At 39.0% G+C, this 17,845-nt stretch carries 18 protein-coding genes, 12 tRNA genes, 1 rRNA gene and 1 pseudogene; 26 read left to right on the top strand and 6 right to left on the bottom strand.

What is annotated here, in order from left to right:
* Window positions 1-132 precede the first annotated feature (132 nt).
* From rrf to D8849_RS07790, 13 genes are all read left to right on the top strand, one after another.
* Window positions 133-248, top strand: a 5S ribosomal RNA gene (gene rrf / locus D8849_RS07850).
* A gap of 4 nt (window positions 249-252) precedes the next feature.
* Window positions 253-325, top strand: a tRNA-Val gene (locus D8849_RS07845).
* A 5-nt stretch (window positions 326-330) separates the two neighbouring features.
* Window positions 331-401: transfer RNA gene (locus D8849_RS07840), tRNA-Gly, on the top strand.
* Between the two features lie 34 nt (window positions 402-435).
* Window positions 436-509: transfer RNA gene (locus D8849_RS07835), tRNA-Ile, on the top strand.
* Between the two features lie 10 nt (window positions 510-519).
* Window positions 520-591: transfer RNA gene (locus D8849_RS07830), tRNA-Glu, on the top strand.
* 4 nt (window positions 592-595) lie between these two features.
* A tRNA-Ser gene (locus D8849_RS07825) sits at window positions 596-685 on the top strand.
* A gap of 10 nt (window positions 686-695) precedes the next feature.
* A tRNA-Met gene (locus D8849_RS07820) sits at window positions 696-769 on the top strand.
* Window positions 770-772: 3 nt separating this feature from the next.
* A tRNA-Phe gene (locus D8849_RS07815) sits at window positions 773-845 on the top strand.
* Between the two features lie 13 nt (window positions 846-858).
* Window positions 859-939: transfer RNA gene (locus tag D8849_RS07810), tRNA-Tyr, on the top strand.
* 11 nt (window positions 940-950) lie between these two features.
* Window positions 951-1,021 (top strand) — tRNA-Trp (locus D8849_RS07805).
* A 14-nt stretch (window positions 1,022-1,035) separates the two neighbouring features.
* A tRNA-His gene (locus tag D8849_RS07800) sits at window positions 1,036-1,108 on the top strand.
* Between the two features lie 13 nt (window positions 1,109-1,121).
* Window positions 1,122-1,193, top strand: a tRNA-Gln gene (locus D8849_RS07795).
* Window positions 1,194-1,202: 9 nt separating this feature from the next.
* A tRNA-Leu gene (locus D8849_RS07790) sits at window positions 1,203-1,286 on the top strand.
* Between the two features lie 74 nt (window positions 1,287-1,360).
* Here D8849_RS07790 and D8849_RS07785 read toward each other — a convergent pair.
* From D8849_RS07785 to D8849_RS07765, 5 genes are read right to left on the bottom strand one after another with little or no spacing between them, the layout of a single operon-like run.
* Window positions 1,361-2,494 carry a tyrosine-type recombinase/integrase gene (locus D8849_RS07785; protein ID WP_125386688.1) on the bottom strand — a complete coding sequence of 378 codons (1,134 nt, stop codon included), beginning with the start codon at window positions 2,492-2,494 and terminating at the stop codon, window positions 1,361-1,363.
* A 3-nt stretch (window positions 2,495-2,497) separates the two neighbouring features.
* Entirely contained in the window at window positions 2,498-2,692 is a 195-nt protein-coding gene (locus D8849_RS07780) for a DUF3173 domain-containing protein (RefSeq protein ID WP_021144813.1), read from the bottom strand.
* 59 nt (window positions 2,693-2,751) lie between these two features.
* On the bottom strand, window positions 2,752-3,138 hold the full coding sequence (locus D8849_RS07775) for a hypothetical protein (RefSeq protein WP_061853401.1): 387 nt from the start codon (window positions 3,136-3,138) through the stop codon (window positions 2,752-2,754).
* A gap of 2 nt (window positions 3,139-3,140) precedes the next feature.
* On the bottom strand, window positions 3,141-4,337 hold the full coding sequence (locus D8849_RS07770; protein ID WP_125386687.1) for a replication initiation factor domain-containing protein: 1,197 nt from the start codon (window positions 4,335-4,337) through the stop codon (window positions 3,141-3,143).
* A gap of 40 nt (window positions 4,338-4,377) precedes the next feature.
* Window positions 4,378-4,851 carry a hypothetical protein gene (locus D8849_RS07765; protein ID WP_125386686.1) on the bottom strand — a complete coding sequence of 158 codons (474 nt, stop codon included), beginning with the start codon at window positions 4,849-4,851 and terminating at the stop codon, window positions 4,378-4,380.
* 322 nt (window positions 4,852-5,173) lie between these two features.
* Between D8849_RS07765 and D8849_RS07760 the strand changes: the two genes are divergently transcribed.
* The 12 genes and pseudogenes from D8849_RS07760 to pcp all read left to right on the top strand — a co-directional run bounded on the left by D8849_RS07760 (window position 5,174) and on the right by pcp (window position 15,649).
* A complete protein-coding gene (locus tag D8849_RS07760) occupies window positions 5,174-5,626 on the top strand; it encodes a helix-turn-helix domain-containing protein (RefSeq protein WP_125386685.1) in 453 nt (150 codons plus the stop codon).
* Window positions 5,627-5,684: 58 nt separating this feature from the next.
* Window positions 5,685-5,792 (top strand): annotated as a pseudogene (locus D8849_RS10545) (conjugal transfer protein); the annotation flags it as partial.
* Window positions 5,793-5,872: 80 nt separating this feature from the next.
* Window positions 5,873-6,340, top strand: coding sequence for a GNAT family N-acetyltransferase (locus D8849_RS07755; RefSeq protein ID WP_048788724.1), 468 nt, complete (start codon window positions 5,873-5,875; stop codon window positions 6,338-6,340).
* Window positions 6,341-6,655: 315 nt separating this feature from the next.
* Window positions 6,656-7,429 carry a nucleoside phosphorylase gene (locus D8849_RS07750; RefSeq protein ID WP_125386684.1) on the top strand — a complete coding sequence of 258 codons (774 nt, stop codon included), beginning with the start codon at window positions 6,656-6,658 and terminating at the stop codon, window positions 7,427-7,429.
* 294 nt (window positions 7,430-7,723) lie between these two features.
* The gene (locus D8849_RS07745) at window positions 7,724-9,001 is read left to right on the top strand and encodes a glutamate-cysteine ligase family protein (RefSeq protein WP_125386683.1); all 1,278 of its coding nucleotides are present in this window, start codon (window positions 7,724-7,726) and stop codon (window positions 8,999-9,001) included.
* A 75-nt stretch (window positions 9,002-9,076) separates the two neighbouring features.
* Entirely contained in the window at window positions 9,077-10,561 is a 1,485-nt protein-coding gene (gene thrC / locus D8849_RS07740; RefSeq protein WP_125386682.1) for a threonine synthase, read from the top strand.
* A gap of 60 nt (window positions 10,562-10,621) precedes the next feature.
* Window positions 10,622-11,902, top strand: a complete 1,281-nt coding sequence (locus D8849_RS07735; protein WP_125386681.1) for an MATE family efflux transporter — start codon at window positions 10,622-10,624, stop codon at window positions 11,900-11,902.
* Between the two features lie 3 nt (window positions 11,903-11,905).
* Window positions 11,906-12,532: an HAD family hydrolase gene (locus tag D8849_RS07730; RefSeq protein ID WP_125386680.1), complete on the top strand. Its 627-nt coding sequence runs from the start codon at window positions 11,906-11,908 to the stop codon at window positions 12,530-12,532.
* 159 nt (window positions 12,533-12,691) lie between these two features.
* On the top strand, window positions 12,692-13,894 hold the full coding sequence (locus D8849_RS07725) for a LysM peptidoglycan-binding domain-containing protein (protein WP_125386679.1): 1,203 nt from the start codon (window positions 12,692-12,694) through the stop codon (window positions 13,892-13,894).
* A gap of 199 nt (window positions 13,895-14,093) precedes the next feature.
* Window positions 14,094-14,519: a MarR family winged helix-turn-helix transcriptional regulator gene (locus D8849_RS07720; RefSeq protein ID WP_185756227.1), complete on the top strand. Its 426-nt coding sequence runs from the start codon at window positions 14,094-14,096 to the stop codon at window positions 14,517-14,519.
* 10 nt (window positions 14,520-14,529) lie between these two features.
* On the top strand, window positions 14,530-14,892 hold the full coding sequence (locus D8849_RS07715; RefSeq protein ID WP_125386678.1) for a DUF1304 domain-containing protein: 363 nt from the start codon (window positions 14,530-14,532) through the stop codon (window positions 14,890-14,892).
* 112 nt (window positions 14,893-15,004) lie between these two features.
* Complete coding sequence (pcp, locus tag D8849_RS07710; protein WP_125386677.1) at window positions 15,005-15,649, top strand: pyroglutamyl-peptidase I; 645 nt, start codon at window positions 15,005-15,007, stop codon at window positions 15,647-15,649.
* Window positions 15,650-15,675: 26 nt separating this feature from the next.
* Here pcp and D8849_RS07705 read toward each other — a convergent pair whose 3' ends face one another.
* Complete coding sequence (locus tag D8849_RS07705) at window positions 15,676-16,533, bottom strand: DUF975 family protein (protein ID WP_125386676.1); 858 nt, start codon at window positions 16,531-16,533, stop codon at window positions 15,676-15,678.
* Between the two features lie 116 nt (window positions 16,534-16,649).
* On the opposite strand from D8849_RS07705, the gene tgt reads away from it, so the two are divergent.
* Window positions 16,650-17,792 (top strand): tRNA guanosine(34) transglycosylase Tgt, encoded by a 1,143-nt coding sequence (tgt, locus tag D8849_RS07700; protein WP_001285237.1) that lies wholly within the window; start codon window positions 16,650-16,652, stop codon window positions 17,790-17,792.
* The last annotated feature ends 53 nt before the right edge of the window (window positions 17,793-17,845 follow it).

Here is a 17,845-nt window from a genome sequence, read left to right as displayed (position 1 = left end):
GGAAGTGTGGCGACACATGTAGCGGACTAATACTAATAGCTCGAGGACTTATCCAAAGTAACTGAGAATATGAAAGCGAGAGGTTTTCTTGGTTTGAATAGATATTCAATTTTGAGTAGGTATTACTCAGAGTTAAGTGACGATAGCCTAGGAGATACACCTGTACCCATGCCGAACACAGAAGTTAAGCCCTAGAACGCCGGAAGTAGTTGGGGGTTGCCCCCTGTGAGATATGGAAGTCGCTTAGCTCTAGGGAGTTTAGCTCAGCTGGGAGAGCATCTGCCTTACAAGCAGAGGGTCAGCGGTTCGATCCCGTTAACTCCCATTTAAGCGGGTGTAGTTTAGTGGTAAAACTACAGCCTTCCAAGCTGTTGTCGCGAGTTCGATTCTCGTCACCCGCTTTGAACTTTGTTCAATTACCAAGTTTTTTAACTTGGGCGCGTAGCTCAGGTGGTTAGAGCGCACGCCTGATAAGCGTGAGGTCGGTGGTTCGAGTCCACTCGTGCCCATATAAAGTTTGGTCCGTTGGTCAAGGGGTTAAGACACCGCCTTTTCACGGCGGTAACACGGGTTCGAATCCCGTACGGACTATTTTGGAGGATTACCCAAGTCCGGCTGAAGGGAACGGTCTTGAAAACCGTCAGGCGTGTAAAAGCGTGCGTGGGTTCGAATCCCACATCCTCCTTTTGTAATAACGCGGGATGGAGCAGCTCGGTAGCTCGTCGGGCTCATAACCCGAAGGTCGTAGGTTCAAATCCTGCTCCCGCAATAAGGCTCGGTAGCTCAGTTGGTAGAGCAATGGATTGAAGCTCCATGTGTCGGCGGTTCGATTCCGTCTCGCGCCATTATCTATTTTTCGGAAGGGTAGCGAAGAGGCTAAACGCGGCGGACTGTAAATCCGCTCCTTCGGGTTCGGGGGTTCGAATCCCTCCCCTTCCATTATTTTAGTTACGGGCATAGTTTAAAGGTAGAACTAAGGTCTCCAAAACCTTCAGTGTGGGTTCAATTCCTACTGCCCGTGTTAATAGAATTATGGCGGGTGTGGTGAAGTGGTTAACACACCAGATTGTGGCTCTGGCATGCGTGGGTTCGATCCCCATCACTCGCCTATTTTATATTATTGGGGTATAGCCAAGCGGTAAGGCAAGGGACTTTGACTCCCTCATGCGTTGGTTCGAATCCAGCTACCCCAGTTACTATTTGCCGGCGTGGCGGAATTGGCAGACGCGCTGGACTCAAAATCCAGTGTCCGCAAGGACGTGCCGGTTCGACCCCGGCCGCCGGTATAGTAGAAAAGACAAGGTTTTCGGACCTTGTCTTTTTTTCTCTTTTGTATGTTGAGTTACCAATTTTTTCCATTTTAAAATAAATCGTCAAGTTTATTAGCTAATTTTTTCTGCTTGCTTGGGTATAAATGAGAATATGTATCTATTGTTGTAGTTATAGATGCATGACCTAATCTTTCTTTAACAACGAGATAATCTTCTCCTTGATTTATAAGTAATGATGCATGTGAGTGCCTCAAATCATGTATTCTTATTTTCTTTAAATCATTATCCCTTTCTAGTATTTGCTTGAATTTCTTATCGATCATATTTTTAGTAATTGTTATCGGGGTACTTTGTATGATTTGGAGTTCATCAGTATTTTTCGTAAACTCTTCAAGTTTTTCTTTTTGTTTTACTTTCCAATCTTTTAGCATTTCTGCTAATTTCTGATTAATAGTAATATTTCTAGTTCCTGATCGTGTTTTTGTTGTATTAATGTAGCTTGTATTATTGACAAAGTATACCGTCTTGGTAACGTAAATCGTATTAGTTAAAAAATTAATATCATTCCAGTTTAATGCGAGTATTTCTCCCATTCTCATCCCAGTAAAGAAAGCAATTACGAAAAACAGATCATAGCTTATTTCATCCTCTCGGATAAGCTCTCTAAATTTGGTGAATTCTTCTATACTCCAAAATTTTAAATTAGGCTTACTAATTGGCAATTTTCTTAGATTCTCAACAGGATTTTTATCAATGAGAGATTTTCTTATACCAGTATCAAAAATTTTCTTAAGTAGAATTAGGATTTTATTAATTGTATTATAACTTAAAGTTCCATTTTCATTTTGTTTTTTAGGCTTTGTTTTTAGGTATTCACGAAATTCAAATATATGGTCATATGTTAATTTATTTAAATTTGTATTTTTAAAGTATGGCTTAATATGACGCTCATAATTGTTTCTTTGTGTACTTGTATAGCTTATTTTTCTGCCATTTTTCAAATCGTCTTCTTCAAGCAACTGGAATAACATATCTGTTGTTACTACAAAGTCAAATTGTTTTTCTTTTAATTCTACAACTCTAATATGTTGTTCTAGTTCTAGGGCTTCCTTTTTAGATTTTAATCCTTTTCGAATGATACGTATTCTTTTCTGTGTGACGGGATGGAAACCATTAGAAACATCAACGGTCCATTTACCACTTTTGGTTTTACGAATAGTCATTCATTATGCTTCTTTCTGGAGTTCAATTCCTAATAGTTCTTCAGCGACACTGGCTGGAATTGTACCAATCCGCTTGTTATCGTAGATGTTAAAACCACGATTCACTAATAGTACCTTGCCGGTATGGATAATCTTTCTTGCAGTTCCTGGAGCAAAGCCAAGTTCGATAAGGTCATCTTTTGTTACAGTTTTAATCATGTGATCTCCTTTTCTAATTAGATTAAGTAAGGGGAGGATTAACTCCCCTTGTCTTATACTTATTTTTGTTTTACATCTACTAAATGGATTGCATCCGCCTTGTAATACATCGTTGAACTAATCATAGTAGCTTGTAAATTGTCAAATGTAACTGGTACTTCATCCATTGCTTGGATATAGTCATTATCAACCAAGGCATCTGGATTGTCTACTGAGACTTGGGTTGATTTCTTTTTGAATTGTCCATCCTTGATTGTTACATTATATTTCCAACCAATGATTTTATCGGTATTAAAACGTCTTTCACTACCATCTCGGTTTTTGATAATTTCTCCGTTTGCATCTGCTCGGACTTCCGTTTCAAATTTTGGAATGACTTCATCCAATTCAAATTTTGTTCCAATGTTATTAAAATTCCAGTCATTTTGTGAAAGCATTTTTGCCATAATTAATTTCTCCTTTTGATATTTTCTTTGATTATAGGGATCAAATCTTCTCTTTTAAAGAGAATTGCCCTTTCTATTAATCCACTTGCTAAATCTGGTGGATATTCCATATTGTTGAGTGCGAGATAGTTAGACTTCTCATACTCATGTAGTAAGTTATTGTCGTATAGAAATTTATACGCTTTTAGAATAGCTCCAGAACCTTTATAGGTAAACCATTCTAATTTTTGTTCTAGTTCTGTTTTTGGTTTTGAAATAATGATAGAGACAGGTTTTGAGTGACCTAAAAACTTTTCCCAAGATCTCAAAGGTTTTGAGAAATGGCTATCACTATAGAACCTCACTTTTTCTTTAAGATATCCCTTGGTAAAGTTGAGAGGATCTATTTCTGAATGCAGCCATTCTTGAATGAAGTAGTGAGCTTTTTCTTTCCTAAGTTCTAACTCAGTTCTTATCCAATTTTCTATATACCGCTTGCTGATACCGAGCTTCTCAGCTCGTTCTAAGCGTTTATCGTAAATTCTAAGTCTTTCATCATCATTGGGTTTTCTTAAATATAAGGTCTGGCCGATTGTTTCATCTCCGTAGGTATTGTAGTAGGTGCTTTTCCCATATAGAAAGCGTTTCTTCTGACAAATCTTTAGAAGCTGATTAGGAGTGAAATAGGGTATTTCATTAAAATCATCTATTGCAATATCAATTCGTCTTACTGAAAATTGATTGTAATTGTAGTAGAGGTTGTTCAGAAACTGTCTTTCGGACAGACTATTTGGATCTAATACCATATCTCTATAGAACTCGAGTGCCTGTCCTGACATGACAAGCATGTAGGACGACTCTTTCGATCCATAGTAGATACGGATATTCCCATAATGAAGCTGGCTATCATAGTTATAGTATTTAAGGCTCCCCTTATTCTCAATAAATAGGTCAAAGTCAAGAAATAGGATGTCTTCGATTATTTCTCTTGGCGAAAATTCAGTCTTATCAAACTGAATTTGAATCCAGTCAAATACAGAACGTAAATGCTCATTTTTTGCCATAGATTTTGATTCAACTTTTTGCCTAATTTTGCCACCCTTAAAATCTCCAAAACCCTTGGGAATACTGAATTCTTTCGATGGTACACCTAACTTGCAGAGGGTGGTGTTACTACACACCCTATCGGTCAAAAATGGTCCGTCCGCATCTACGCTCATTTTCGGCTTTCTGCCTCAGGGCTCAGCCGAAAACTCGCTATTAGCCGAACCTATTTTTTGACCTCTTGTTAACAAACCCTAGTAAGCCGGTTTGCATCGACTCTTCAATATCTTGGATTTTCTTTTTTAGACTGGCATTCTCATTTCTTATCAGTCGTATTTCTCGCTTAAATTCCTGTTTTAAGGCGCTCAGTTCATCGTAGAGCTCATCTATTACTTGGTTTAGGGATTCGTGCTCATTGTCTGCTAGGCTCCCAAATACGGCTTGTATAGCCTCTTTTAGACCTATTTCAAGTTTTAGGTTAGCTAACTTTTGAAATTGTCTAAGGTCTTCGTTTGTAAAGTCATAGGCAACTGTATAACTTAATTGATGAGTTCTTGGATTTCTACTGATAGGAATTTTAATTTTTTTAAATTCCTTGCCACTTATCTCTTTAATCAGTTGAATCCAATTTTTAAGAGTAGAGGTAGAGTTTAGGCCAGAAATTTGATTGACTAACTCTTTATTGGTCATCTTTTTGTGAAACCTCCGAAATTTTCTTGTGCAACTGAAGAGTTTTCTGTGGTATAATATGTTACATAATATGTTTTGATCTTGGAACGAACGGCACATTTGTTTCAAGATTTTTTTATTTTGTCGAATCTTACCTCCTTTATTAAAATTTTTTAAATCGAACTATTAGTTACATACGATTTTACCTCCTTTTATGATATAATATTCTCAATGGAATATTTAATCTTAAAATAAATATTCCTTATGGAATAATTCTATTTTATACCGTTTAGAATATTTTGTCAAGATAAAATATACAGAATCGAATATTGAAGAGGATACAATGTTTAGTAATAATTCTTTTGGAGATCGTCTTAAGGAACTGAGAAAGAGTAAGAAGTTAACACAGGTACAAGTTTCTGAGATGATTGATGTACAACAAGGTACTTATTCTCGTTGGGAAAACGGAACTTTAGAGCCTAATTTAGAAGCGATTGTCAAATTAGCAAAATTATTTGATACCACGACCGACTATTTATTAGGAAAAACGACTTACAGTACTCTAGATGTTGTCCCGCATCCAATCACTAAAATTGATTTGAAAAAATTAAAAGAGTTTAATAAAACAGAACTAAATGATCTGAAGTTTGCTATTGTCATGCATGGGATAAAAAATCATTTCACTGCATTTGACTATATGGATGAGCTAGTCTCTGAATATAATTTAGATGAAGAAGAGCAAGAAATCTTGCAAACTCTCTTTAAAGAGGTTTATGATTATTTTAATGCAGATTGATGTCTATAGATTTAGAACCAAAAAACACCCATCTTAGAAACAGGATTTACTCAATTAGAAGTTGCTTGAAGAATTAGATAAAAAGAATGTGTTTGATATTGAAGACTATATCAAGAGAAAAGGCAAAGTTAAGCTTAATAGAAATACAGTAATTACAAGATTGTAATATTTTTCTGTTATAGCTTTATGTGACAGGGATAAATATGGTATAATAAGACAAATTTGAAGGTGTAGAGGAAAAATAAGATGTTTGTGAGAAGATTTGAACCTAAAGATGCAGAAAAAGTGTCGGAATTAGTTGTAACAACTTTAAGAACTACTAATATCAAAGATTATTCATTAGAGTATATAGAAAATGATGTAAAGAATTTGCAACCACAAAATATTTTAGAAAGAGCTAACTGGATGCATTTTTATGTGGTATGTGATGCTGAAAAGATTGTTGGGTGTGGTGCGATAGGACCATATTGGGATAAAGAAGATGAAAGTAGTCTTTTCACTATTTTTGTACTACCGGATTATCAAGGAAAAGGTGTGGGGCGACTGATTATTGAAACACTTGAGAAAGATGAATTTTTCCTTCGGGCAAAAAGAGTAGAAATTCCAGCTTCTATAACTGCAACTCCTTTTTATTTGAAGATGGGATATAATTATAAGAATGGGATTACTCTTCCGGACGAAGAAGGGTTATTGAGATTGGAAAAATATAGATAAATTGAGTCTTTCTTGATAACAACGGAAAGACAGCTCCCAGTTTGTCGAACGGAATATAAAGTATTAAAGACGATAGAAATAAAAAAGTCTATTGGTATCTTTTTGGTAGCTAAACAGACAAAATATCTTGTTTTTTGCAAATAATACTTAGAAAGAATGTTGAATTATCAGCATTCTTTTTTATTTCAAATGTATTCTCGGAATTTACAATGGGTGTTTTTCAATGGAATTTTATTTTTGTGGGTTTAAAAAGATATCTATAATATAATTGTGGTATAATATAGAACAATAATTTAAATGAAAGAGATATATCAGATGATTTTAGAAGAATTTGATGCCAATCGACAGGCGATTATCAACCCACAAGACCGACACGAACCAATTGAAGGATTTCCCAAAGTAGTCATCTCTTGCTTTTCAAGAGTAACTTTTGCGCGTCTCCTTGAAAATTATGAACATGAGGTCATTACAAGAACTTCCATTTCCAACTTTGAAGTCTTAGTCTATGGGATTACGATTGAAGACCAACAGATTGCTGTCTTTAATGCACCAGTTGGGGCTGCTTCCTGTGTAGGGATTATAGAGGATTTGATTCAATTTGGGATGGAAAAACTAGTGCTCTTTGGGACCTGTGGGGTTTTGGACCAAGATATTGAGGCGACCTCCATCATCATTCCAACAGCAGCTCTTAGAGACGAAGGGACCAGCTACCACTATCTTCCGGCTAGTGATGAAGTGGAAGTAAATAAGGGAAGCCTTCCTCTCTTCCAAGCTTTTCTGGATAGTCACAAGGTTTCCTATCAGAAAGGAAAAGTGTGGACGACCGATGCTCCCTATCGGGAAACCATCGACAAGATGAAGCGACGAATGGAAGCAGGAGCCATCTGCGTCGATATGGAGTGCTCTGCAGTGGCAGCTTTAGCAGCTTTTCGGGGCTTTGAGCTCTGCCATTTCTTCTACGCAGCAGACCACCTCTCGGAAGAAAAATGGGATATCAGAACCTTATCTAGTCATTCGGACTTAGATAGTAAGGACCGAATCGCAGACTTGGCAATACAATTTGCGCTCTTTTGGGAAAAGGCTGACTAAATAAACCAAATTGAGATTTATCTTCAGTTACCAAAAAGTTACTAAAATTTGAAAAACGAGTCTATTTTGCAAGATTCAAAAGTCCTAAAACCCTATTAAATCAAGGTTATAAGAGTTAAAAAATGTATTCATAGAACTCAAAATCCAGTGTCCGCAAGGACGTGCCGGTTCGACCCCGGCCGCCGGTATAGTATAGAGTTAAGGAACGTGGTATATCTTCGTTCCTTTTTATATTATTTTTGGTATAATAGTAGTTATTCAAATTTTATTTAGATTATGAAAGTGTAGGGAAGTATGTCTCGTTCTATCGATTTATTAAAACATCGGTATTTAAAAAATATTAAAGAAAATCCTGAATTGTTTGTTGGGATTGAGCTGGAATATCCTGTTGTAAACTTGGAAGGGGATGCTACAGATGTTGAAGTTATCAAGCACTTATTCCGATATTTAGTTTCTGCTTTGGATTTAACTGTAGAAAAGGTTGATGATTTTGGGACTCCTATTCAGTTAGTGGAGCCAGTAAGTCAGGATGCTATTTTATTTGAAGTTTCCTATACTACGATTGAGTTTGCATTTGGTAAGTCTGAAACGATACAAGAAGTTGAAGAACGTTTTAGTATTTATATGGGAGCAATCCAGAAGAAGTTAGCTGAATCAAATCATGCTATCGTTGGCTGCGGTATTCATCCTAACTGGGATAAAAATGAGAATTGTCCAGTGGCTTATCCACGCTATCAGATGTTGATGGATTATTTGAATATGAGTAGAAATGTTGCTAAATCAGACTTACATCATTTCCCTGAATACGGAGCGTTTATCTGTGGGAGTCAGGTACAGTTGGATGTTTCAAAGCCTAACTACTTACGAGTGATTAATGCTTTTACCCAAATTGAAGCAGTTAAGGCTTATTTATTTGCCAATTCTGAGTTTTCAGGTGAGGATTGGGATACGAAAATTTCAAGGGATATTTTCTGGGAAGAATCGATGCATGGCATCTATCCAGAAAACGTCGGGGTCAATGCTAGACTCTTTAAAGATGAGGATGATTTTTTTGATTATCTAGATCATTCTGCAATTTTTACTGCGGAACGTGATGAACAAACCTATTATTTTTATCCCATTCAGGCAAGTGACTATTTGGCTACACCTGAAATCCAAGCATATGCACTTAATGGGGATGAGATTATTATTTATCCTCAAGAGAAGGATTTTGGAACACATCGTAGTTATCAGTACCAAGACTTAACGACTCGCGGAACAGTTGAGTTTCGTAGTGTGTGTACTCAACCTCTAGATAGAACCTTCGCTTCAGCAGCTTTTCACTTGGGATTATTGGTTAATTTAGATAAGTTAGAAGCTTACTTAGAAGCAGCACCTTTCTTTAAAGAATTTGGGCGAAATTATAAGTTTTTAAGACGACAATTTTCTAAGAAGAAGCTTACAGATGAGGAAGAAACTGCGATTATTGAAATTTCCAAAGACTTACTACTGCTAGCCGAGGAAGGACTGGAGATGAGAAATATGCAAGAAATGACCTACTTACAGCCTTTGAAAGAAGAATTGAGCCTATAATTTCTCTTGTAAAAGGAGAATTTTCTGAAAAATCATGATATAATGGATGAGACTATAGATAAAGGATAGAGAGTAATGACATTAGTTTATCAATCAACGCGTGATGCCAACAATACAGTAACTGCTAGCCAAGCTATTTTGCAAGGTTTGGCGACGGACGGTGGTTTATTTACACCGGTTACTTATCCAAAGGTAGATTTGGACTTTGACAAATTGAAAGATGCTTCTTATCAGGAAGTTGCGAAGCTTGTTTTGTCAGCATTTTTAGATGATTTTACAGCTGAGGAGTTGGACTACTGTATCAACAATGCCTACGATAGTAAATTTGATACTCCAGCTATTGCGCCTTTGGTGAAATTAGACGGCCAATACAACTTGGAACTGTTTCATGGTTCAACCATTGCCTTTAAGGATATGGCCTTGTCTATCTTGCCATACTTTATGACGACTGCTGCTAAGAAACATGGTTTGGAAAATAAGATTGTCATCTTGACAGCGACATCTGGCGACACGGGGAAAGCTGCTATGGCAGGATTTGCAGATGTCCCTGGTACTGAGATTATCGTCTTTTATCCAAAGGATGGTGTCAGTAAGGTTCAAGAGTTGCAAATGACCACTCAGACTGGCGACAATACTCATGTTATCGCTATTGATGGTAACTTTGATGATGCCCAAACAAATGTGAAGCATATGTTTAACGATGTGGCCCTTCGTGAAAAGTTGGCTACCAATAAACTGCAATTTTCATCAGCAAACTCTATGAATATTGGTCGTTTGGTACCACAGATTGTTTATTATGTTTATGCCTACGCTCAATTGGTTAAGTCTGGTGAGATTGTGGCTGGTGATAAGGTCAACTTCACAGTACCAACAGGAAACTTTGGAAATATCTTGGCTGCCTTTTATGCCAAACAAATCGGCTTACCAGTTGGTAAATTGATCTGTGCTTCAAATGACAACAATGTTTTGACAGACTTCTTCAAGACACGTGTTTACGATAAGAAGCGTGAGTTTAAGGTAACAACTAGCCCATCTATGGATATTTTGGTATCTTCAAACTTGGAGCGTTTGATTTTCCATCTTTTAGGTAATGATGCGGTTAAAACAGCTGAACTCATGAATGCCTTGAACAAGCAAGGACAATATGAGTTGACAGACTTTGATGCAGAGATTCTTAATCTCTTTGCAGCTGAATATGCGACTGAGGAAGAAACGGCAGCAGAAATCAAGCGTGTTTATGAGTCAGATTCTTATATCGAGGATCCACATACGGCGGTTGCCTCGGCAGTTTATAAGAAATACCAAGCGGCTACTGGCGATGTGACTAAGACAGTGATTGCTTCAACAGCGAGTCCATACAAGTTCCCAGTGGTTGCAGTAGAAGCTGTAACTGGAAAATCAGGTCTTGGCGACTTTGAAGCCTTGGCTCAATTACATGATATTTCAGGAGTGGCAGTGCCGCCAGCAGTTGACGGGCTTGAAACAGCTCCTGTTCGTCATAAGACAACTGTTGCAGCAACAGACATGCAAGTAGCGGTTGAGGCTTATCTAGGACTTTAAGACAGAGGGAGTAAACTCGGTTGGGAAACCAACTGAGTTTCTTTTCATCAGGAGGAAGGATTGTTTAAGAAAAATAAAGACATTCTTAATATTGCCTTACCAGCTATGGGCGAAAACTTTTTGCAGATGCTCATGGGGATGGTGGACAGTTATCTGGTAGCCCACTTGGGCTTAATAGCTATTTCGGGTGTATCAGTAGCTGGCAATATTATCACGATTTACCAGGCGATTTTCATCGCTCTGGGAGCTGCTATTTCCAGTGTTATTTCAAAAAGTTTGGGGCAGAAGGATCAATCTATGCTAGCCTATCATGTGACTGAGTCCTTGAAGATTACCTTACTATTAAGTTTCCTTTTAGGATTTTTGTCCATCTTCGCTGGGAAAGAGATGATAGGATTTTTGGGGACGGAGAGAGATGTAGCTGAGAGTGGTGGACTCTACCTATCCTTGGTAGGCGGATCGATTGTTCTTTTGGGCTTGATGACCAGTCTGGGTGCCTTGATTCGTGCAACGCATAATCCACGTCTGCCTCTCTATGTTAGTTTTTTATCCAATGCCTTGAATATTCTTTTTTCAAGTCTAGCTATTTTTGTTCTGGATATGGGGATAGCGGGTGTTGCTTGGGGGACAATTCTGTCTCGTTTGGTAGGTCTTGTGATTTTATGGTCACAATTAAAGTTACCTTTTGAGAAACCGACTTTTGGTTTAGATAAGGAACTATTGACCTTAGCTTTTCCAGCAGCTGGAGAGCGGCTTATGATGCGGGCTGGTGATGTCGTTATCATTGCCTTGGTTGTGTCTTTCGGGACAGAGGCAGTGGCGGGAAATGCGGTCGGAGAAGTTTTGACCCAGTTTAACTACATGCCTGCTTTTGGAGTTGCTACGGCAACGGTCATGCTGGTAGCTCGAGCAGTTGGAGAGGATAATTGGGAAAGAGTAGCTAGTTTGAGCAAGCAAACCTTTTGGCTTTCTCTGATTCTCATGTTGCCTTTGACCTTTAGTATCTATGCCTTGGGTGTGCCATTAACTCATCTCTATACGACAGATCCTCTAGCGGTTGAGGCTAGTGTTCTAGTGACACTGTTTTCACTACTTGGAACCCCTATGACGACAGGAACAGTCATCTATACGGCAGTCTGGCAGGGTTTGGGCAATGCTCGGCTTCCCTTTTATGCGACAAGTATAGGAATGTGGTGTATCCGCATTGGAACAGGATATCTAATGGGGATTGTGCTTGGTTGGGGCTTGCCCGGTATTTGGGCCGGAACCCTTTTGGATAATGGTTTTCGTTGCTTATTTCTACGTTACCGTTACCAGCGTTATATGAGCTTGAAAGGATAGGAAATGCAAAAAACAGCTTTTATTTGGGATTTAGACGGGACTTTATTGGACTCTTATGAAGCGATTTTGTCAGGGATTGAGGAGACCTATGCTCAATTTTCTATTCCTTATGATAAGGAGCAGGTGAGAGAGTATATCCTCAAGTATTCGGTGCAAGATTTGCTTGTGCGGGTAGCAGAAGATAGAAATCTGGATGTGGAAGTGCTCAATCAAGTCCGTGCCCAGAGTCTGGCTGAGAAGAATGCTCAGGTAGTTTTGATGCCAGGTGCGCGTGAAGTGTTGTCTTGGGCAGACCAAGTAGGAATTCAACAGTTTGTCTACACTCATAAAGGAGATAATGCTTTTACCATTCTAAGAGACTTGGGTTTGGAATCTTATTTTACAGAGATTTTAACAAGTCAGAGTGGCTTTGCGCGGAAGCCAAGTTCAGAAGCGGCTACCTATCTGTTAGGCAAGTATCAGTTGGATTCTGAGAAGACCTATTATATAGGGGATCGGACTCTGGATGTGGAATTTGCCCAGAATAGTGGTATTCAGAGCATTAATTTTTTAGAGTCGTCTTATGGAGGCAATCACAGGATTCAAGAGTTAGCAGATATTCCTTGCATTTTTGGGGATTGGGAACGATAAGACTGTGTCAGTTTTGTGACAGAGACCTAACAAACTATTTCAAGTAACAGAGTTTGTTACAAGGAATAGACAGTTTTATTAAATAGGCCCGAGAGGGCTTTTTTTCTGCATTTTTTGTGTTATGATAGACAGGTACTCATTTGAAAGGAATTTGAAAGAATGAAGAAAAGAATATTATTAGCCTCAACAGTAGCCTTGTCATTTGCCCCAGTATTGGCAACTCAAGCAGAAGAAGTTCTTTGGACTGCACGTAGTGTTGAGCAAATCCAAAATGATTTGACTAAAACGGATAACAAAACAAGTTATACCGTTCAGTATGGTGATACCTTGAGCACCATTGCAGAAGCCTTGGGTGTAGATGTCACAGTTCTTGCGAATTTGAATAAAATCACTAATATGGACTTGATTTTCCCAGAAACTGTTTTGACAACGACTGTCAATGAATCTGAAGAAGTAACAGAAGTTGAAATCCAAACACCTCAAGCAGATTCTAGTGAAGAAGTGACAACTGCGACAGCAGATTTGACAACCAATCAAGTGACGGTTGATGATCAAACTGTTCAGGTTGCAGACCTTTCTCAACCGATTGCAGAAGCGCCAAAAGCGGTAGAAACTACAAGTACAAAAGAAGTAGCAACAAATTCAGAAGTTGCAGAGACAGTTGCTACTGTAGAAGAAGTAGCACCATCTACAAATACTTCAACGTCAGAGGAGCAAACAGCCGAAACAAGCAATGCAGTTGCAGAGGCAACTCCTCAGGCAACAATTCCAGCTGAGAAAGAGGAAACACAAGCCAGCCCTCAAGCTGTTTCAACAGTGGAAGAAACTACAACTCCAGTAGAAGAAAAAACAACAGAAACAACTGCAACAAGTTCAGAAGAAGCAAAAGAAGTCTCATCAAATGATGCTACAACAGTAGTTTCTACTTATCAACCAGAAGAGAAGAAAACAGTTGCAACAACTTACGCAGCTCCAGCAGCGCCCGATTATGCTGGACTGGCGGTAGCGAAATCTGAAAATGCAGGCCTTCAACCACAAACAGCTGCCTTTAAAGAAGAAATCGCCAACTTGTTTGGCATCACATCCTTTAGTGGTTACCGTCCAGGAGACAGTGGAGATCACGGAAAAGGTTTGGCTATCGACTTTATGGTACCAGAAAGCTCAGAACTAGGGGATAAGATTGCGGAATACGCTATTCAAAACATGGCTAGCCGTGGAATTAGTTACATCATCTGGAAACAACGTTTCTATGCTCCATTCGATAGCAAATATGGACCAGCTAATACTTGGAACCCAATGCCAGACCGTGGTAGCGTGACAGAAAATCACTATGATCACGTTCACGTTTCAATGAATGGATAAATCAGACTTGGTAATATAATTTTTACGAATGAGATTTAGCTTTCGTGATAGAAAGCGAGTCTCGTTCGTTTTTTTCTTTGTCAATTTGAATGGAAAATTACAATCTTACAATGCCTTAAGCATAATTCTTGCAATCTATTTTACTTTGCATTATACTTGATTAGTCAACTGTTGATAAATCAATAAAAAGGAAGAAGAAATGATAGAGATTCAAGATCTGCTTTATCAACTCCGCTTGTCTGAGCAAGCGAGTACGCAATTGTTTGAAAAAAGACTTGGGATTAGTTTGACACGGTATCAGATTTTACTGTTTTTGCTGAAGCATTCCCCTTGTAACCAAATAGCGGTTCAGGAGCGTTTGAAGATTAATCAGGCCGCCTTGACACGACATTTCAAGATTCTGGAAAAGGAAGGTTTGGTGGAGCGTCATCGTAATCCTGAAAATCAGCGGGAAGTGTTGGTAGAGGCTACGAAGTATGCCAAGGAGCAGTTAGTGGTGAATCCTCCTCTGAAGCATATCAAGGTTAAGGAAGAGATGGAAAGTATCTTAACAGAATCTGAAAAAACAGAACTCAGCCGCTTATTAAATAAATTGGTTTTGGGTATTGAAAATATAGAAATTTAAGGAGAAATAGATGTCAATTATTACAATCATTTTAGCAACGATTGTTGCTTTGGAGCATTTTTACATTTTTTATTTGGAAAGTATTGCAACGCAATCAGATGCGACCAGTCGAGTCTTTAACATGGAAAAGGAAGAACTAGCTCGTCCGTCAGTAAGTTCATTGTTTAAAAATCAAGGGATTTACAACGCTTCGCTAGGTATCTTTCTCTTGTATGGGATTTATTTCTCACAGAATTTAGAAATTGTGACTATTTTTGTCTTATTTGTGATTGGGGTTGCGGCTTATGGTTCTCTTACAGCAGATAAGAAAATTATTTTGAAGCAAGGTGGACCAGCTATTTTGGCCTTGATTAGTATTTTCCTCTTTAAATAAATTTGAAGGTCGATTCTAATCTCACTAATCCTTTTCACTCCAGAATAAGGGAAATATGTTATACTTGTCTTTAAGAAAAAAGTTTTATTGAATTTGTTTTGAGGAGTTAGAAATGAAAGTATTAGTGACAGGTTTTGAGCCCTTTGGAGGGGAAAAGGTCAATCCAGCTTTGGAGGCCATTAAAGGTTTACCAGCTGAAATCCATGGCGCTGAGGTCCGTTGGCTAGAAGTGCCGACAGTCTTTCACAAATCGGCCCAAGTATTGGAAGAAGAGATAAGTCGTTATCAACCTGACTTTGTCCTTTGTATCGGCCAAGCAGGTGGAAGAACCAGCTTGACACCTGAGCGAGTAGCCATTAATCAAGACGATGCACGCATTCCTGATAACGAAGGTAATCGGCCGATTGACCTTCCCATTCGAGTGGATGGTGCTTCAGCTTACTTTAGTAGTTTGCCGATTAAAGCGATGGTTCAAGCTATAAAAAAAGAGGGCTTGCCGGCCTCTGTTTCCAATACGGCAGGGACTTTTGTCTGCAATCATTTGATGTATCAGGCCCTCTATTTGGCAGAAAAGAAATTTCCCCATGTCAAGGCAGGTTTTATGCACATTCCTTATATGATGGAACAGGTGGTGAATCGACCGACCACTCCAGCTATGAGTTTAGTGGATATTAGGCGAGGGATAGAAGCGGCAATCGGAGCCATTATCGAACATGGAGATGAGGACCTCAAGTTGGTAGGTGGAGAAACTCATTGATAGAAAAAAGCTTGAGGGAAAAACCTTCAAGCTTTTGGACGTTTTCGAGCCAGTACTGCTCGGTAAAAAATCATTTTATTAATTTGAATGTAGGGTAGGAGTGAGAAACTAGCAATCCCAAAAGTAATCCAATTGAGGAAGTACCAAGGAAGGAGTTGTAGGTCTAGAATAAAGCGCTGAAATTTGTAACCTTTCATTAAGAAACGGCTGGTTTTTAGGATTTGTCCTGGTTTGGCTTGTCCTAAGTCTAGAGTATCACAGAGGAGAAATTCTACCTGCGAATAGGCATAGTATTGTGGAATATAGAGACTATTTCCGACAATCATCAAGAGGATACTTGCTAGAAAGTAAAGACCAAAGGTCAAGAGGAAACGCTCGGTTTCAATTGACGAGAGATCCAGATTAGGAAATTCAGGATGGATTTCAACGAATTTCTTTGCTAGAAAGCTACTGTAAAAGAGGAAGTAAATCCCAAGCAAACTAGGAATGCTCCATAAAAAGAGATAGAAGCGTTTGAGAAGGAGAGTCAAAAAGGTTTGTGAAAAGTGCTCTTCATTAAAGAGAGTGAGACTATTTTTGATGGATAGTTCTGTATCGGGATTCTTGATGAGTTTCAGCGTTGTATAGACGGAACTGGTTAGAAGTATTGTTCCAATAAAGGAGACTAATAGTGGAAAAAGGTAGGCTTGGAATACATGACTAAGTACGCTTAAAAAGGGTTGTTCTAAAACACTCTCGTTGATGCGCTCTAAGGGATTGAGGAAGCCAGACAAAATGACCAGCATGCTAGGTAAGAGATAGACGAGAAAGAGGCGGGGATTTTCAGCCTGAAATTGTCTGGCTTGCAGACGAACGATTTTTAAATCAATTTTTGGGTATTTCATTCTCTCATTATACCATAGTTCGTGACAGTTCAAGCTTTTTTTGATAAAATCATACAGTATGCCCTTGGGCACAAAGTATGAACTGGGACTGTTTTTCCCAGCTTCGGAGGTAGAAAATGTCAGATTCACCAATCAAATACCGTTTGATTAAGAAAGAAAAACACACAGGAGCACGTCTAGGGGAAATTATTACCCCACACGGGACCTTCCCAACACCTATGTTTATGCCAGTTGGAACACAAGCCACTGTCAAAACTCAGTCGCCTGAAGAATTGAAGGAGATGGGGTCGGGAATTATCCTATCAAACACTTATCATCTCTGGCTCCGCCCTGGAGATGAACTCATCGCACGCGCAGGTGGTCTCCACAAGTTCATGAATTGGGACCAGCCCATCTTGACAGATAGTGGTGGTTTCCAGGTTTATTCTCTAGCAGATAGCCGAAATATCACAGAAGAAGGGGTAACCTTTAAAAACCATCTCAATGGTTCTAAGATGTTCCTGTCTCCAGAAAAGGCCATCTCTATCCAAAATAATCTGGGTTCAGACATCATGATGTCCTTTGACGAATGTCCTCAGTTTTATCAACCATACGACTACGTTAAGAAATCAATCGAGCGTACCAGTCGTTGGGCTGAGCGTGGTTTGAAGGCTCACCGTCGTCCACATGACCAAGGTTTGTTTGGAATTGTGCAGGGTGCAGGATTTGAAGACTTGCGTCGCCAATCAGCTCACGACCTTGTCAGCATGGATTTCCCAGGCTACTCTATCGGTGGCTTAGCAGTGGGAGAAACCCACGAAGAAATGAATGCGGTCTTGGACTTTACAACTCAACTGCTGCCTGAAAATAAACCTCGCTATTTGATGGGTGTGGGAGCGCCAGATAGCTTGATTGATGGGGTGATTCGTGGTGTAGATATGTTTGACTGTGTCTTGCCGACTCGTATCGCTCGTAACGGAACTTGTATGACCAGTCAAGGTCGTTTGGTTGTCAAAAATGCTCAGTTTGCTGAGGACTTTACGCCACTGGATCCTGAGTGTGATTGTTACACATGTAAGAACTATACACGCGCTTATCTTCGTCACCTGCTCAAGGCTGATGAAACCTTCGGTATCCGCTTGACTAGCTACCACAATCTTTACTTCTTGCTTAACCTGATGAAGCAAGTGCGACAAGCCATCATGGATGACAATCTCTTGGAATTCCGTGAGTATTTTGTTGAAAAATATGGCTATAATAAGTCAGGCCGTAATTTTTAAACTGGAATTGATATAAGCTAAAAATCCTAAGTTTTCTCTTGGGATTTTTCTTC

The organism is Streptococcus mitis (assembly GCF_003942765.1).
GTDB classification, from domain to species: Bacteria; Bacillota; Bacilli; order Lactobacillales; family Streptococcaceae; genus Streptococcus; species Streptococcus mitis_BE.
Note: the sequence above shows the minus strand (reverse complement) of the source record. Positions and strands in the feature narration are given on the sequence as shown.

Coding starts and splice junctions, on each gene's coding strand:
- D8849_RS07705 (WP_125386676.1), bottom strand. CDS start 16,533: ATGAAATACCCAAAAATTGATTTAAAAATCGTTCGTCTGCAAGCCAGA.
- D8849_RS07775 (WP_061853401.1), bottom strand. CDS start 3,138: ATGGCAAAAATGCTTTCACAAAATGACTGGAATTTTAATAACATTGGA.
- D8849_RS07760 (WP_125386685.1), top strand. CDS start 5,174: ATGTTTAGTAATAATTCTTTTGGAGATCGTCTTAAGGAACTGAGAAAG.
- D8849_RS07785 (WP_125386688.1), bottom strand. CDS start 2,494: ATGACTATTCGTAAAACCAAAAGTGGTAAATGGACCGTTGATGTTTCT.
- D8849_RS07750 (WP_125386684.1), top strand. CDS start 6,656: ATGATTTTAGAAGAATTTGATGCCAATCGACAGGCGATTATCAACCCA.
- pcp (WP_125386677.1), top strand. CDS start 15,005: ATGAAAGTATTAGTGACAGGTTTTGAGCCCTTTGGAGGGGAAAAGGTC.
- D8849_RS07780 (WP_021144813.1), bottom strand. CDS start 2,692: ATGATTAAAACTGTAACAAAAGATGACCTTATCGAACTTGGCTTTGCT.
- D8849_RS07765 (WP_125386686.1), bottom strand. CDS start 4,851: ATGACCAATAAAGAGTTAGTCAATCAAATTTCTGGCCTAAACTCTACC.
- D8849_RS07755 (WP_048788724.1), top strand. CDS start 5,873: ATGTTTGTGAGAAGATTTGAACCTAAAGATGCAGAAAAAGTGTCGGAA.
- D8849_RS07725 (WP_125386679.1), top strand. CDS start 12,692: ATGAAGAAAAGAATATTATTAGCCTCAACAGTAGCCTTGTCATTTGCC.
- thrC (WP_125386682.1), top strand. CDS start 9,077: ATGACATTAGTTTATCAATCAACGCGTGATGCCAACAATACAGTAACT.
- D8849_RS07720 (WP_185756227.1), top strand. CDS start 14,094: ATGATAGAGATTCAAGATCTGCTTTATCAACTCCGCTTGTCTGAGCAA.
- D8849_RS07745 (WP_125386683.1), top strand. CDS start 7,724: ATGTCTCGTTCTATCGATTTATTAAAACATCGGTATTTAAAAAATATT.
- D8849_RS07770 (WP_125386687.1), bottom strand. CDS start 4,337: ATGAGCGTAGATGCGGACGGACCATTTTTGACCGATAGGGTGTGTAGT.
- D8849_RS07715 (WP_125386678.1), top strand. CDS start 14,530: ATGTCAATTATTACAATCATTTTAGCAACGATTGTTGCTTTGGAGCAT.
- tgt (WP_001285237.1), top strand. CDS start 16,650: ATGTCAGATTCACCAATCAAATACCGTTTGATTAAGAAAGAAAAACAC.
- D8849_RS07730 (WP_125386680.1), top strand. CDS start 11,906: ATGCAAAAAACAGCTTTTATTTGGGATTTAGACGGGACTTTATTGGAC.